General features: G+C 59.9%; 13 protein-coding genes. 11 read left to right on the forward strand and 2 right to left on the reverse strand.

Translation table 11 applies throughout. From position 1 onward, the window contains the following. Positions 1–108 precede the first annotated feature (108 nt). From ACLH0J_RS06420 to ACLH0J_RS06470, 11 genes are all read left to right on the forward strand, one after another. Complete coding sequence (locus tag ACLH0J_RS06420; RefSeq protein WP_411391285.1) at positions 109–2,922, forward strand: LPS-assembly protein LptD; 2,814 nt, start codon at positions 109–111, stop codon at positions 2,920–2,922. Next, positions 2,897–4,237: a peptidylprolyl isomerase gene (locus ACLH0J_RS06425; RefSeq protein ID WP_411391286.1), complete on the forward strand. Its 1,341-nt coding sequence runs from the start codon at positions 2,897–2,899 to the stop codon at positions 4,235–4,237. The genes ACLH0J_RS06420 and ACLH0J_RS06425 overlap by 26 nt, the downstream gene beginning before the upstream one ends. Then, entirely contained in the window at positions 4,234–5,223 is a 990-nt protein-coding gene (gene pdxA, locus ACLH0J_RS06430) for a 4-hydroxythreonine-4-phosphate dehydrogenase PdxA (RefSeq protein WP_411391287.1), read from the forward strand. The genes ACLH0J_RS06425 and pdxA overlap by 4 nt, the downstream gene beginning before the upstream one ends. Then, positions 5,220–6,032: a 16S rRNA (adenine(1518)-N(6)/adenine(1519)-N(6))-dimethyltransferase RsmA gene (rsmA, locus tag ACLH0J_RS06435; RefSeq protein ID WP_411391288.1), complete on the forward strand. Its 813-nt coding sequence runs from the start codon at positions 5,220–5,222 to the stop codon at positions 6,030–6,032. The genes pdxA and rsmA overlap by 4 nt, the downstream gene beginning before the upstream one ends. Positions 6,033–6,166: 134 nt before the next feature. Continuing rightward, complete coding sequence (apaG, locus tag ACLH0J_RS06440; RefSeq protein WP_010566343.1) at positions 6,167–6,547, forward strand: Co2+/Mg2+ efflux protein ApaG; 381 nt, start codon at positions 6,167–6,169, stop codon at positions 6,545–6,547. Next, positions 6,547–7,398 (forward strand): symmetrical bis(5'-nucleosyl)-tetraphosphatase, encoded by an 852-nt coding sequence (locus tag ACLH0J_RS06445; protein ID WP_411391289.1) that lies wholly within the window; start codon positions 6,547–6,549, stop codon positions 7,396–7,398. The genes apaG and ACLH0J_RS06445 overlap by 1 nt, the downstream gene beginning before the upstream one ends. A gap of 33 nt (positions 7,399–7,431) precedes the next feature. Beyond that, positions 7,432–7,761, forward strand: coding sequence for a thiosulfate sulfurtransferase GlpE (gene glpE / locus ACLH0J_RS06450; RefSeq protein WP_411391290.1), 330 nt, complete (start codon positions 7,432–7,434; stop codon positions 7,759–7,761). Between the two features lie 285 nt (positions 7,762–8,046). After that, the gene (locus ACLH0J_RS06455) at positions 8,047–9,969 is read left to right on the forward strand and encodes a PrkA family serine protein kinase (protein ID WP_411391291.1); all 1,923 of its coding nucleotides are present in this window, start codon (positions 8,047–8,049) and stop codon (positions 9,967–9,969) included. A gap of 114 nt (positions 9,970–10,083) precedes the next feature. Then, positions 10,084–11,355, forward strand: coding sequence for a YeaH/YhbH family protein (locus ACLH0J_RS06460; RefSeq protein WP_411391292.1), 1,272 nt, complete (start codon positions 10,084–10,086; stop codon positions 11,353–11,355). Further along, the gene (locus ACLH0J_RS06465) at positions 11,352–12,917 is read left to right on the forward strand and encodes a SpoVR family protein (RefSeq protein ID WP_411391293.1); all 1,566 of its coding nucleotides are present in this window, start codon (positions 11,352–11,354) and stop codon (positions 12,915–12,917) included. Before ACLH0J_RS06460 ends, ACLH0J_RS06465 begins: the two co-directional genes overlap by 4 nt. A 63-nt stretch (positions 12,918–12,980) precedes the next feature. Then, positions 12,981–14,213, forward strand: coding sequence for a multifunctional CCA addition/repair protein (locus tag ACLH0J_RS06470; protein WP_411391294.1), 1,233 nt, complete (start codon positions 12,981–12,983; stop codon positions 14,211–14,213). Positions 14,214–14,285: 72 nt separating this feature from the next. Here the strand turns inward: ACLH0J_RS06470 and folK are convergent, their stop codons facing one another. Together folK and folB are read right to left on the reverse strand one after the other, a co-directional pair. After that, the gene (folK, locus tag ACLH0J_RS06475) at positions 14,286–14,804 is read right to left on the reverse strand and encodes a 2-amino-4-hydroxy-6-hydroxymethyldihydropteridine diphosphokinase (protein ID WP_411391295.1); all 519 of its coding nucleotides are present in this window, start codon (positions 14,802–14,804) and stop codon (positions 14,286–14,288) included. Then, positions 14,795–15,148: a dihydroneopterin aldolase gene (gene folB / locus ACLH0J_RS06480; protein ID WP_411391296.1), complete on the reverse strand. Its 354-nt coding sequence runs from the start codon at positions 15,146–15,148 to the stop codon at positions 14,795–14,797. The genes folK and folB overlap by 10 nt, the downstream gene beginning before the upstream one ends. Positions 15,149–15,209 lie beyond the last annotated feature (61 nt).

The raw sequence follows: 15,209 nt of genomic DNA on the forward strand, positions 1-15,209 counted from the left end.
AGCCGTCAAGCGGGTCATGCTTTATTATCACGCATCTTTTTCAGACCATCGAGAGGCGTGCGGCCCACACCGCGGGCAGATGGCACGCAGGAAGCCCGGACTAATAAGATGGCATTGAAATCCCCCGCGTTTCGTAGAAAATTTCCGTTGCTGGTAACCGGCAGTCTGCTGGCCATGCAACCTTTCGCCACCTCATTCGTGGTCGCCGCGGAACAGTATGACTGCTCAGTCTCTGCTTCGGGTGCCTGGGATTGCGCGCCGAAAACCGCCGCCGCCCCATTGCCACCGCGCCCGGTGCATGACGGCGCCGCCGTCAGCTCGGCCACCAGTACGGCGCAAGCCGACACTGGCGGCAGCACTGCGGCCGAACCGAAGACCGCACTGGTCACCGAAACCAAGGGCCGTGGCCTGCGTTCGCGCAGTGCCGACTACAGCCACTTGGACTGGGTACCTCGCGACAAGCTGACCGCAGCCCAGTTGGCCGAAACCGGCCCTTACTGCGGCGGTGCGTACATCGAGCCGACTCGTCCTGGCATGAACGACAAGACGAACAAGAGCGATGCGCCCACCTTCATCGGCGCCAAGGCCTCTCGTTACGAGCAGGAACAACAGGTTGCCACCCTGGCCGGTGACGTCGTCATGCGTCAGGGCAGCATGCAGCTAGAAGCCGAAGAAGCCAGCCTGTACCAGGCCGAGAACCGCGGCGAGTTGAACGGCAATGTGCGCATGCGCGACAACGGCGCACTGATCGTCGGCGACCACGCCGAGGTGCAGTTGGACACCGGTGCGGCGCAGGTCGACAACGCCGAATACGTGCTGCACAAGTCGCGCATCCGCGGTAACGCGCTGTACGCCAAGCGTGCCGAAAACGCGATCATCCGTCTCAAGGACGGTACGTACACCACCTGCGAGCCAGACAGCAATGCCTGGCAGCTCAAGGGCAACAACATCACGTTGAACCCGGCCACCGGCTTCGGTACGGCCACCAACGCGACGTTGCGGATCAAGAACATCCCGATCCTGTATACCCCTTACATCTATTTCCCGATCGACGACCGTCGTCAATCCGGCTTCCTGCCACCGAGCTTCAGCTCCGGCAGCGAAACCGGCTTTACTCTGGTTACGCCGTACTACTTCAACCTGGCGCCGAACTACGACGCCACGTTGTACCCGCAATACATGACCAAGCGCGGCATGATGATGGAGGGCGAGTTCCGCTACCTCACCAAGTCCAGCGAAGGCCAGTTCGGCGGCGCGTACCTGAACGACGACAACGACGAACGCAAGCTGCAGACCGATTACAACAAAACCCGCTACATGCTCAACTGGCAACACAAGGGCGGGCTGGACTCGCGTGTACTGACCGAGGTCGACTACACGAAGATCAGCGACCCTTACTACTTCCAGGACCTCAAGTCTTATCAGGAAGGTGTTGAAAGTCGTGACTACGTCAATCAGCAGGGTGCAGTGACCTATCGTGGTGACTCGTTCCAGGCGCGTTTGAATGTCCAGGCTTATCAACTGGCAACGATCTCCCAGATCACACCTTATGACCGGCTGCCGCAGATCACCTTCAATGGTCAGCTTCCGTTCCATCCAGGTGGTTTGAACTTCAGCTATGAGACCGAAGCCGTTCGGTTCGAGCGCAACCTGGAAAACGGCAACTTCATCAATGAAAACGGTGACTCCGAGCGGCGTCTGGACACCTATGTCACGGGCCTGACCCGTGCAAACGGCACCCGTCTGAACGTAGCGCCTGCCGTCGAGTACCCGATGAACTGGACCTACGGCTTCGTGACGCCGAAGCTCAAGTACGTCTATACCAAGTACGATCTTGATCTGGACAGCACCGGCAAGAACGACATCATCGCAGCGCAAGCCGCGGCGACGGCGGCCGGCACCCAGTACGCAGGCGGCACCTTCAAGAGCTCCCAGGACCGTGCGGTTCCGGTGGCCAGCGTCGACAGCGGCCTGTACTTCGATCGCAATACCAACTGGTTCGGCAAAGACTATCGCCAGACCCTCGAACCGCGTGCGTTCTACCTGTACGTGCCGAACAAGGACCAGAGCGATATCCCGGTCTTCGACACCAGTGAGTACTCGTTCAGCTACGCATCGCTGTTCCGCGACAACCGCTTCAGCGGCTCCGACCGTATCGGCGACGAGAACAAGCTGTCCCTGGGTTTGACCAGCCGCTGGATCGAAGACAACGGCTTCGAGCGTCAGCGTGTATCCGTGGGCCAGGCGCTGTACTTCAAGGATCGTGAGGTTCAACTGCCGGGTATCCTGGCGTCCGACCGTGCCGACGCACAGTCCGACGTATCGCCGGTGGCCCTGGACTACGAGTTCCGCTTCAACCGTGACTGGCGCGCCACTGCCGATTACAACTGGGACACCGAGGAACACAGCCCTCGTTCCGGCAGCGCGATGCTCCACTACCAGCCAGAAGACAACCCGAACAAGATCATCAACGTCGGCTATCGCTATCGTAATGACCAGGTCGTCTACAACCAGCTGACCGGCAAATGGCAGTTCGGTGGTGACTACGGCACCCCTGGCTCCGACAACTACGTGAAGGATTACTACAAAATCCAGCAACATGATTTCTCGATGATGTGGCCGATCATTCCCCAGTGGAACCTGATCAGCCGCTGGCAGTATGACTACGCTCGCAACCGTACCCTGGAAGCCTTCGGTGGTTTCGAGTACGACAACTGCTGCTGGAAACTGCGTCTGATCAATCGTTACTGGGTTTCCAACGACGAATACAGCCAGATCGCCCCGCTTAACGAAAAGGGTGACCACGGGCTCTTCCTGCAGATCGTCCTCAAAGGACTCGGCGGCCTGACCGGCGCCAAGGTAGAGAGCTTCCTCGACAAAGGCATTGAAGGTTATCGTGAACGTGAAGACCAAGCTTTCTGATTGTCTGCGCCCCCTCGTGCTGGGCGCGCTGTTCCTGGGTACCGCATCGGCGCACGCTGCGGTTCAACAGCTGGATAAGGTCGTGGCCATCGTCGATAACGACGTGATCATGCAGAGCCAACTGGACCAGCGCGTCAAGGAAGTGCAGCAAACCATCGCCAAGCGTGGCGGTGGCGTGCCGCCGACCAGCGTCCTGGACCAACAGGTGCTTGAGCGCCTGATCGTCGAAAACCTGCAACTGCAGATCGGCGATCGTTCCGGCATCCGTATTTCGGACGAAGAACTGAACCAGGCCGTGGGCACCATTGCCCAGCGCAACAACATGAGCATTGATCAATTCCGCGCGGCACTGGCCCACGACGGGTTGTCCTATGAGGACGCTCGCGACCAGATCCGCCGCGAAATGATCATCAGCCGTGTACGCCAGCGCCGCGTGGCCGAGCGGGTTCAGGTGTCCGAGCAGGAAGTGAAGAACTTCCTGGCCTCGGACCTGGGCAAGATGCAGCTTTCCGAAGAACTGCACCTGGCCAATATCCTGATTCCGACCCCGGACAGCGCCAATTCCGAGCAGCTCAACGCCGCCGCCGCCAAAACCCAGGCTATCTATGATCGCCTGAAGGCCGGTGCCGATTTCGCCCAAATGGCGATCGCACAGTCCGGCAGCGACAACGCCCTTGAAGGCGGTGACATGGGCTGGCGTAAAGCCGCTCAATTGCCACCACCGTTCGACCGCGAACTGAGCGCCATGGAAGTCGGCGGTATCACTCAGCCAGCACGTACGCCAGGTGGTTTCATCATCCTGAAGTTGCTGGAACGCCGCGGTGGCGAGACCTCGCTGAAAGACGAAGTGCATGTTCGTCACATCCTGGTCAAACCCAGCGAAATCCGCACCGAGGCACAAACCAAGGAACTGGCCCAGAAGATCTATGACCGCATCGAGAGCGGTGAAGACTTCGCCACCCTGGCCAAAAGCTTCTCGGAAGACCCGGGTTCTGCTCTCAACGGCGGCGACCTGAACTGGATCGACCCGAAAGCATTGGTGCCCGAGTTCCAGCAAGTGATGGCCGACACCCCACAAGGTGTGCTGTCCAAACCATTCAAGACCCAATATGGCTGGCACGTACTGGAAGTCCTTGGCCGTCGCGCCACCGACAATACGACTCAGGCCCGCGAGCAACAAGCGCTGAACGTATTGCGTAACCGCAAGTACGACGAAGAGCTGCAAACCTGGTTGCGTCAGATCCGTGACGAAGCCTACGTAGAGAACAAGTTGCCAGGCGCCGAGCAAACAGGCACCAACCAGGCAACCCAGTGAAACCCCAGCGTTTCGCGGTGACACCCGGCGAGCCGGCCGGCATTGGTCCAGACCTGTGCCTGCTGCTCGCCTCGCAACCTCAGCCACACCCCCTGATTGCCATTACCAGCCGCGACCTGCTCCTTGAGCGGGCCGCGCAGCTGGGTGTGGTTGTCACTCTGCTGGAGGTGGCACCGGGCAACTGGCCCGACCTGCCGGCACCCGCCGGCAGCTTGTATGTGTGGGATACCCCACTGCAGGCGAAGGTCGTTACCGGGCAACTGAACAAGACCAACGCCGCGTTTGTCCTGGAAACCCTGACCAGAGCCGGCCGTGGCTGCATTGACGGTGATTTCGCCGGCATGATCACCGCGCCAGTGCACAAGGGCGTGATCAACGAGTCCGGTATCGCCTTCTCCGGCCACACCGAATTCCTCGCCGAGCTGACCCACACCGAACAAGTCGTGATGATGCTCGCTACCCGCGGGCTACGGGTTGCCCTGGTGACCACGCACCTGCCGCTGCGTGAGGTTGCCGATGCCATCACCGTCGAGCGCCTGGAGCGGGTGACGCGCATCCTGCATGCCGATCTGCAACAGAAATTCGGCATCGCCCAACCGCGCATCCTGGTCTGCGGGCTCAACCCGCACGCCGGTGAGGGCGGCCATCTGGGCCATGAAGAAATCGACATCATCGAACCCACCCTGGAGCGTCTGCGCCAAGAAGGCATGGACCTGCGCGGCCCACTGCCCGCAGACACTCTGTTTACCCCCAAATATCTGGAGCACTGCGACGCAGTGCTGGCGATGTACCATGACCAGGGGCTGCCTGTGCTGAAATACAAAGGTTTCGGCGCTGCAGTCAACGTGACATTGGGCCTGCCGATCATCCGCACCTCCGTCGACCATGGCACCGCCCTGGACCTGGCGGGCAGCGGCAAGATCGATACCGGCAGCCTGCACGTGGCCCTGGAAACCGCCTATCAGATGGCCGAGACCCGTTTATGACCGAGCATTACCAACACCGGGCGCGCAAGCGCTTCGGGCAAAACTTCCTGCACGACGCTGGCGTGATCGACCGTATCCTGCGTTCCATCCATGCCAAGCCCGAAGACCGTCTGCTGGAAATCGGCCCGGGCCAGGGCGCGCTGACCCAAGGCCTGTTGGCCAGCGGTGCTCAACTGGATGTGGTCGAGCTCGATAAAGACTTGATCCCGATCCTCAACCAGCAGTTTGGCGGCAAGTCCAACTTCATCCTGCATCAGGGCGATGCGCTGAAGTTCGACTTCAACACCCTCAATGCGGCGCCTAACAGCCTGCGGGTAGTCGGCAACCTGCCCTACAACATCTCCACGCCGCTGATTTTCCACCTGCTGAACAACGCCGGGATCATCCGCGACATGCACTTCATGCTGCAAAAGGAAGTGGTGGAGCGCCTGGCTGCCGGTCCTGGCGGTGGTGACTGGGGTCGCCTGTCGATCATGGTCCAGTACCACTGCCGCGTCGAACACCTGTTCAATGTCGGTCCGGGCGCGTTCAACCCGCCGCCGAAGGTCGACTCGGCCATCGTGCGCCTGGTGCCTCACGCCGTGCTGCCGCACCCGGCCAAGGATCACAAGCTGCTGGAGCGCGTGGTGCGCGAAGCGTTCAACCAGCGCCGCAAGACCCTGCGCAATACGCTCAAGTTGCTGTTGAGCCAGGCTGAGATAGAAGCCGCCGGCGTCGACGGCAGCCTGCGCCCCGAGCAACTGGACCTGGCCGCGTTCGTGCGCCTGGCCGATCAGCTAGCCATCCAGCCCGCCCCCGCCGCGCAATAACCTGTAGGAACCGGCTTGCCGGCTCCTACAGTGGGTGGGTGCCGGGCCTGACACATGTCTGGCCTAGTGCCTACCTCTTGGCCTAGACTGATCCGCATCTGCTGTCCCCCGCTTTTGCTTTTAAGGCCTCTTGCATGTCCGATCCTCGCTACCAGATCGACGTCAGCGTCGTCACCCGCTTCCTGGCGGAACAATCGCAACCCGAACAGAACCGCTTCGCCTTTGCCTACACCATTACGGTGAAAAACAACGGGCTGGTGCCGGCCAAGCTGTTGTCGCGTCATTGGGTGATCACCGACGGTGACGGCCAGGTCGAGGAAGTGCGCGGCGCCGGCGTGGTCGGCCAGCAACCGCTGATCGACATCGGCGCCAGCCATACCTACAGCAGCGGCACAGTGATGACCTCCAAGGTCGGCACCATGCAAGGCTCCTATCAGATGAAAGCCACCGACGGCCAACTGTTCGACGCCATCATCAAGCCATTCCGCCTCGCGGTACCGGGAGCCCTGCACTGATGGCGACGTATGCGGTCGGCGACCTGCAAGGCTGCCTGGAGCCTCTCAAATGCCTGCTCGATCGAGTGGCCTTCGACCCGGCGAACGATCGCCTGTGGCTGGTGGGCGACCTGGTCAATCGTGGCCCCGAATCCCTGGCGACGTTGCGCTACTTGTACAACCTGCGCGATTCCCTGGTGTGCGTGCTGGGCAACCACGACCTGCACCTGCTGGCAGCCAGCAAAAACATCGAGCGTCTGAAAAAGGGCGACACTCTGCGGGAAATCCTCGAAGCGCCGGATCGCGCCGACCTGCTTGACTGGCTGCGCCGGCAAAAGCTCATGCATTACGACGAAAGCCGCGACATGGCCTTGGTCCATGCGGGTATCCCGCCCCAGTGGACACTCAAGAAAGCCCTCAAGTACGCCGCCGAAGTTGAAGCGGCTCTAGCCGATGACAGCCTGTACACGCCCTTCCTCGACGGCATGTACGGCAATGAACCGGTGAAGTGGGACAACGACCTCACTGGCGTCGCACGCCTGCGGGTGATCACCAACTACTTCACACGCATGCGCTTCTGCACCGCCGACGGCAAGCTGGACCTCAAGAGCAAGGAAGGCGCCGACACCGCACTGCCCGGCTACAAACCATGGTTTGCCCACAAGGAACGTAAAACCCGCGATACGAAGATCATCTTCGGTCACTGGGCAGCCCTTGAGGGTAAGTGCGACGAACCCGGCGTGTTCGCCCTCGACACCGGTTGCGTGTGGGGTGGCGCCATGACCCTGATGAACATCGACACCGGCGAGCGCCAGAGCTGCCAGTGCCAATCCCCCCTTCCCGTTACACTGCCGACTGCCGCCAAGCGCTAGACGCCACGTGCAGCCACGCCCAAGGAGAGCGCCATGAGCGAATTCAAACGTATCCCTCCCGACCAAGCCCAGGCCCTGCGCGAACAAGGCGCGGTGGTGGTCGACATCCGCGACCAACCGACTTATGTGGCTGCCCACATCAGCGGTGCTCGCCATTTGGACAACCACAACATCGCCGATTTCATCCGCGCCGCCGACCTCGACGCACCGGTGATCGTGGCCTGCTACCACGGCAATTCCAGCCAGAGCGCGGCGGCCTATCTGATCAGTCAGGGCTTCTCCGACGTCTATAGCCTGGACGGTGGCTTTGAGCTGTGGCGTACAACCTATCCGGCAGAAATTTCCTCCGGCGATTCGCAATAATTTTTTTCACACCCCGCTACCCCGCGTGACGCTTGGGCTCGCGCCGTTTCTGACGAACGGCGCAGCCAAACTAATTGCGCATCGCGCCTTGACCTCTCCGATTCCGAACTATCCTTAAGCGCAGGCCATCCGAATCAGGGGAGAGCCGGTACACCGGCGTGCGGGTCATCGGTAGCGTTTCAGGGTGTTCTGGGGGGAAAACGGCCATTGGCGTTCGTCAATGGCTGCCAGCATCGACTGATTGATCCGGCGTCGGCTCCACGTATCGAGCGAGGTGACGACGTCATGAGTATTTTTAGCCACTTCCAACAACGCTTCGAGTCCACACGGCAAGAGGAACTCACGCTTCAAGAGTATCTCGAGCTGTGCAAACGCGACCGCAGTGCCTATGCGTCTGCCGCCGAACGCCTGCTACTGGCGATCGGCGAGCCGGAACTGGTAGACACCTCGAACAATTCGCGACTGTCGCGAATCTTCTCCAACAAGGTGATCCGCCGTTACCCGGCCTTTGAAGACTTCCACGGAATGGAAGAATGCATTGACCAGATCGTCTCCTACTTCCGCCACGCTGCCCAAGGCCTGGAGGAAAAGAAACAGATCCTCTACCTGCTCGGCCCCGTCGGCGGCGGTAAATCGTCCCTGGCCGAAAAGCTCAAACAACTGATCGAGAAGGTGCCCTTCTACGCCATCAAGGGTTCGCCGGTGTTCGAGTCGCCCCTGGGCCTGTTCAACGCCACGGAAGATGGCGCAATCCTCGAAGAAGACTTCGGCATCCCACGGCGCTACCTCAACACCATCATGTCGCCCTGGGCCACCAAACGCCTGGCCGAGTTCGGCGGCGACATCAGCCAGTTCCGCGTGGTGAAACTCTACCCTTCGATCCTCAACCAGATCGGCGTGGCCAAGACCGAACCGGGCGATGAGAACAACCAGGACATCTCGGCGCTGGTGGGCAAGGTCGATATCCGCAAACTGGAAGAATTCCCACAGAACGACGCCGACGCCTACAGCTACTCAGGCGCGCTGTGCCGGGCCAACCAGGGCCTGATGGAATTCGTGGAGATGTTCAAGGCGCCGATCAAGGTCCTGCACCCACTGCTCACCGCCACCCAGGAAGGCAACTACAACAGTACCGAAGGCCTGGGGGCGATTCCGTTCACCGGGATACTGCTGGCCCACTCCAACGAATCGGAATGGCACACCTTCCGCAACAACAAGAACAACGAAGCCTTCATCGACCGGATCTACATCGTCAAGGTGCCGTACTGCCTGCGGGTCAGCGATGAAATCAAGATCTACGACAAGCTGCTGTTCAACAGTTCCCTGGCCAAGGCCCACTGCGCACCCGACACCCTGAAGATGCTCGCCCAGTTCACCGTACTGTCGCGCCTCAAAGAGCCGGAGAACTCGAATATCTATTCGAAGATGCGCGTGTACGACGGCGAGAACCTCAAGGACACCGACCCCAAGGCCAAGTCGATCCAGGAATACCGCGACAACGCGGGCGTGGACGAGGGCATGAATGGTCTGTCGACGCGCTTCGCGTTCAAGATCCTGTCCAAAGTGTTTAACTTCGACCCTCACGAGATCGCTGCCAACCCGGTCCACTTGCTCTACGTGCTGGAGCAGCAGATCGAACAGGAGCAATTCCAGGCCGAAACCCGCGAGCGCTACCTGCGCTTCCTCAAGGAATACCTGGCGCCGCGCTACATCGAGTTTATCGGCAAGGAAATCCAGACCGCGTACCTGGAGTCCTACAGCGAATACGGCCAGAACATCTTCGACCGCTACGTGTTGTATGCAGACTTCTGGATCCAGGACCAGGAATACCGCGACCCGGAAACCGGCGAAATCCTCAACCGCGTGGCCCTCAACGAGGAACTGGAAAAGATCGAGAAACCCGCCGGCATCAGCAATCCGAAGGATTTCCGCAACGAAATCGTCAACTTCGTGCTGCGTGCCCGCGCCAACAACAATGGCAAGAACCCCACCTGGCTCAGCTACGAGAAGCTGCGGGTGGTCATCGAGAAGAAAATGTTCTCCAACACCGAGGATCTGCTGCCGGTCATCAGCTTCAATGCCAAGGCCAGCAAGGAGGATCAGCAAAAACACAACGACTTCGTTACACGGATGGTCGAGCGCGGCTACACCGACAAACAGGTACGGCTGCTCTCCGAGTGGTACCTGCGGGTGCGCAAATCGCAGTAAGGCAGCGACGGGCGTGTACTGCCGGGCCAATGGCCTGGCAGTCGACCGCTTGTCTCTAAGCTTCCAGCTCGCCGCTTGAAGCTTGTAACGTGAAGCTGCCCGGAGGGCTCCTCAATGAGCTATGTGATCGACCGACGCCTCAATGGCAAGAACAAGAGCACGGTAAACCGCCAGCGTTTCCTGCGGCGTTACCGTGACCACATCAAAAAGGCGGTGGAAGAGGCCGTCAGCCGTCGTTCCATCACCGATATGGAACATGGCGAGCAAATCAGCATTCCGGGGCGGGATATCGACGAACCGGTGCTGCACCATGGCCGCGGCGGCAAACAGACCGTTGTGCATCCCGGCAACAAGGAATTCACCACCGGCGAACATATCCAGCGCCCTCAGGGCGGTGGCGGCGGTAAAGGCCCGGGCAAGGCCGGCAACTCCGGCGAAGGCATGGATGAATTCGTCTTCCAGATCACCCAGGAAGAATTCCTCGAATTCATGTTCGAGGACCTGGAACTGCCCAACCTGGTCAAGCGCAACCTGACCGGCACCGACACCTTCAAAACCGTACGCGCCGGGATCAGCAACGAGGGCAACCCGTCCCGGATCAATATCATCCGCACCCTGCGCTCGGCCCATGCGCGGCGTATCGCCCTGTCGGGCAGCAGCCGCGCCAAATTGAAGGAGGCCAAGGAAGAGTTGGCGCGCTTGAAGCGCGAAGAGCCGGATAACTTCGGCGATATCCAGGAACTTGAGGTGGAAATAGAAAAACTCAGCGCGCGGATTCACCGCGTGCCGTTCCTCGACACCTTCGACCTCAAGTACAACCTGCTGGTCAAACAACCCAACCCGAGTTCCAAGGCCGTGATGTTCTGCCTGATGGACGTGTCCGGCTCCATGACCCAGGCCACCAAGGACATCGCCAAACGGTTCTTTATCCTGCTGTACCTGTTCCTCAAGCGAAACTACGACAAGATCGACGTCGTGTTCATCCGCCATCACACCAGCGCCCGGGAAGTGGACGAAGAGGAGTTCTTCTACTCGCGGGAAACCGGCGGCACCATCGTCTCCAGTGCCTTGAAACTGATGCAGGAGATCATGGCCGAGCGCTACCCGGCCAACGAATGGAACATCTACGCAGCCCAGGCCTCCGACGGCGACAACTGGAACGACGATTCGCCCATCTGCCGCGACATCCTGATCAACCAGATCATGCCGTTCGTGCAGTACTACACTTATGTCGAAATCACTCCCCGTGAGCACCAGGCCCTGTGGTTTGAATACGAGCGCATCGGCGAAGCGTTTGCCGATACGTTCGCCCAACAGCAACTGGTCTCGGCCGGCGATATCTACCCGGTCTTCCGTGAACTCTTCCAGCGCAGGTTAGTGACATGACCGCCAAAAAAGAGACTAAGCGCCAACCCATTTCCACAGGCTCCGAGTGGACCTTTGAACTGATCCAGGCCTATGACCGGGAAATCAGCCGCATCGCGGCGGGTTATGCCTTGGACACCTACCCCAACCAGATCGAAGTGATCACTGCCGAACAGATGATGGATGCCTACGCTTCCGTCGGCATGCCCCTGGGCTACCATCATTGGTCCTACGGCAAGCACTTCCTCAGCACCGAGAAATCCTACAGCCGCGGTCAGATGGGCCTGGCCTATGAGATTGTCATCAACTCCGACCCCTGCATTGCCTATCTGATGGAAGAAAACACCATCTGCATGCAGGCGCTGGTGGTGGCCCACGCCTGCTATGGTCACAACAGTTTCTTCAAGGGCAACTACCTGTTCCGCACCTGGACCGATGCCAGCTCGATCATCGATTACCTGGTGTTCGCCAAGCAGTACATCATGCAATGCGAAGAACGCCATGGCATCGACGCGGTGGAGGACCTGCTCGATTCCTGCCACGCACTGATGAACTACGGCGTCGACCGCTACAAACGCCCCTACCCGATTTCCGCCGAGGAAGAACGCCTGCGCCAGAAGGAGCGCGAAGAGCACCTGCAGAAACAGATCAACGACCTATGGCGCACGATTCCCAAACGTGCCGACAAGAACAACGATAAGGACAATGCGCGCTTCCCCGCCGAACCCCAGGAAAACATCCTGTATTTTCTGGAAAAACACGCGCCTCTGCTGGAGCCGTGGCAACGGGAAATCGTGCGTATTGTGCGCAAAATCGCCCAATACTTTTATCCACAGCGCCAGACCCAGGTGATGAACGAAGGCTGGGCGACGTTCTGGCACTACACCCTGATCAACGACCTCTACGACGAAGGCCTGGTCACCGACGGCTTCATGATGGAGTTCCTGACCTCTCACACCAGCGTGGTGTACCAGCCCGGCTTCGACAGCCCGTACTACAGCGGCATCAACCCCTATGCCCTGGGCTTCGCCATGTACCGCGATATTCGGCGCATGTGCGAACACCCCACCGAGGAAGATCGCCGCTGGTTCCCGGAGATCGCCGGCAGCGATTGGTTATCGACCATCAAGTTCGCCATGAGCAGCTTCAAGGATGAGAGCTTTATCCTGCAGTACCTGTCGCCCAAGGTCATTCGAGATCTCAAGCTGTTCAGCATCCTCGATGACGACCTCAAGGACGATCTGGTGGTACCCGCCATCCACGATGAACCTGGCTATCGCACGATCCGCGAGACCCTGGCGGCGCAGTACAACCTCGGCAACCGCGAGCCCAACGTGCAGATCTACAGCATCGATGTGCGCGGCGATCGCTCGCTGACCCTGCGCCACCAGCAGCACGACCGCAAACCCTTGGGCGAATCCACTGAGGAAGTGCTCAAACACCTGCATCGGTTGTGGGGCTTCGACATTCACTTGGAAACCTTGCAGGGTGATCAGGTGATGAAAACCCACCACGTGCCACCGCGCAGCGATCACAACGACAATGACTACGGCCGCCTGGACCTGGCCGTCGTTCACCTCTGACGCAGCAAAGCCTCCATTGGCCGGACACAGGCGTTATCCTGTTCGGCTAATGGAGGCTTTTTCATGAAAATCTACAAAGTCGGCGGCGCGGTGCGTGACCGCTTGCTGGGCATCAAGGTCACCGATATCGACCGTGTCGTCGTGGGCGCGACTGCAGAAGAGATGCTCGCCAAAGGGTACAAACCCGTGGGGGCTGATTTTCCGGTATTCCTGGACCCGAGGAACGGCGACGAATACGCCCTCGCCCGCACCGAGCGCAAGAGTGGCCGGGGTTACGGCGGCTTCGTGTTTCACGCCAGCCCTGAGGTCACGCTGGAAGAAGACCTGATCCGCCGCGACCTGACCATCAATGCCATGGCAGAGGACGATGATGGCAACCTGACCGACCCTTATCACGGCCAGCGTGATCTGCAAGCGCGCATTCTCCGCCATGTTTCCCCCGCGTTCGCCGAAGATCCCTTGCGTGTACTCCGCGTTGCGCGCTTTGCCGCACGTTATGCGCACCTGGGTTTCACCGTTGCTCCCGAGACCATGGCGCTGATGCGTCAACTCAGCGAATCCGGCGAACTGCAGGCCCTGACCCCGGAGCGCAGTTGGAAGGAAATCTCCCGCGCCCTGATGGAAGATCAGCCCCAGGTGTTTATCCAAGTGCTGCGCGATTGCGATGCGCTGAAAATCTTGATGCCGGAAGTCGACGCGCTGTTCGGCGTGCCCCAGCCCGAAGCCCATCACCCCGAGATCGACACCGGTGTACACACCTTGAGCGTGCTGGAACAGGCCGCCCTGCATAAACAACCACTGAGCGTACGCTGGGCCTGCCTGCTGCATGACTTGGGCAAGGGCCTGACACCTGTGGATAAGTTGCCGCAGCATATTGCCCATGAACACCGGGGCTTGAAGCTGATCAAGGCAGTGAACGAACGCTTCAAGGCGCCCAAGGATTGCCAGGAGCTGGCCTTGCTGGTCGGCCGATATCACACCCATGGCCATCGCGCCCTGGAGCTGAAAGCCTCGACCCTGCTGGAGTTGCTGCAGAGCTTTGACGTTTACCGTCGGCCACAGCGCTTTGAGGAGTTTGTAGTCGCCTGTGAAATGGATGCACGGGGCCGCAAGGGACTGGAGCAAAGAAGTTATCCACAAGCGGATTACTTACGCGCAGCGGCGAAAGCAGCGCGTGAGGTTGCAGTGGCGCCACTGCTTGAGAAGGGCTTCAAAGGCCCGGAGTTGGGCGAGGCGCTCAAGCGCGAACGGCTCAAGGCACTCAAAGCCTACAAGGAACAACACAAACCCTCGTAGGCGCCGGGCTTGCTCGCGAAGAACGTCAACGATAACGCAGCGTTCTCAGTTTTTTCGCGAGCAAGCTCACTCCTACAAGAGCGAGTCCGGCGTGAGTTGCCGGCCCTGCCATTCAAATCCGACAGGCGCCAGCACTTGGTTGATCTGCGCATCGCGCCACAGTTCGGCCAGGGTCTTGCCCACTTCAGGGTGCACACGGTCTGGCGCCATCATCGACAGCGGCCACAATACAAACGCATTTTTCAGGATCTCTGCGCGAGGCAGGACCAAACCATCGAAGTTGCCCACCAGATCACCATACAGCAGCACGTCGATATCCAGCGGCAGACCTTTGCGATCCGGCGCATAGCGGCCATTGTCGGCTTCGATGAATTTCAAGCGGCGGTCCAGCTCCATCAATGGCAGGTCGGTGTAGGCCGACACCACCAGATTGAAGAATGGCCCACTCTTGATGCCCACCGGCTGGCTTTCGAACACCGGCGAGCACTGCATATCGGTCAAAAAACTCGCCAGTGCATCCAAACCCGCGCGCAAATGGGTTTCGCGCCCGATATTGCTGCCGAGGCCAAGGTAAACCTGAGTTAGCGACATCCGCGCTCGATCTCCACGCCCACACCTTTGGCAGCCGGCACGGCACCTGGCTTGGTCAGTTTGAGGTGCAGCCAGGGGATCTGGAATTCGCTCATCAACACTTGCGCCAGACACTCGGCGAACGTCTCCACCAGTTGGTACTGGGACTGCTCGGCAAACGCCTGGATCCGTGCAGATACACTGGCGTAATCCAGCGCAAGGCTGAGGTCGTCACCGGCGGCTGCCGGGCGGTTATCCCAGGCGAAGCTCAGGTCCAGGCGCAGGCATTGGCGGATTCCGCGCTCCCAGTCGTAGGCCCCGATCACGGTGTCGACTTCCAGGCCTTCGATAAACACTCTGTCCAAGCACTCTTCTCCGCAGCACGACAAGGGCGCGATGCCCCGTTAGAATCAGGGCGTCCTCGCC

Origin of the sequence: Pseudomonas sp. MPB23, from assembly GCF_046605395.1 — a bacterium.
Classification (GTDB): domain Bacteria; phylum Pseudomonadota; class Gammaproteobacteria; order Pseudomonadales; family Pseudomonadaceae; genus Aquipseudomonas.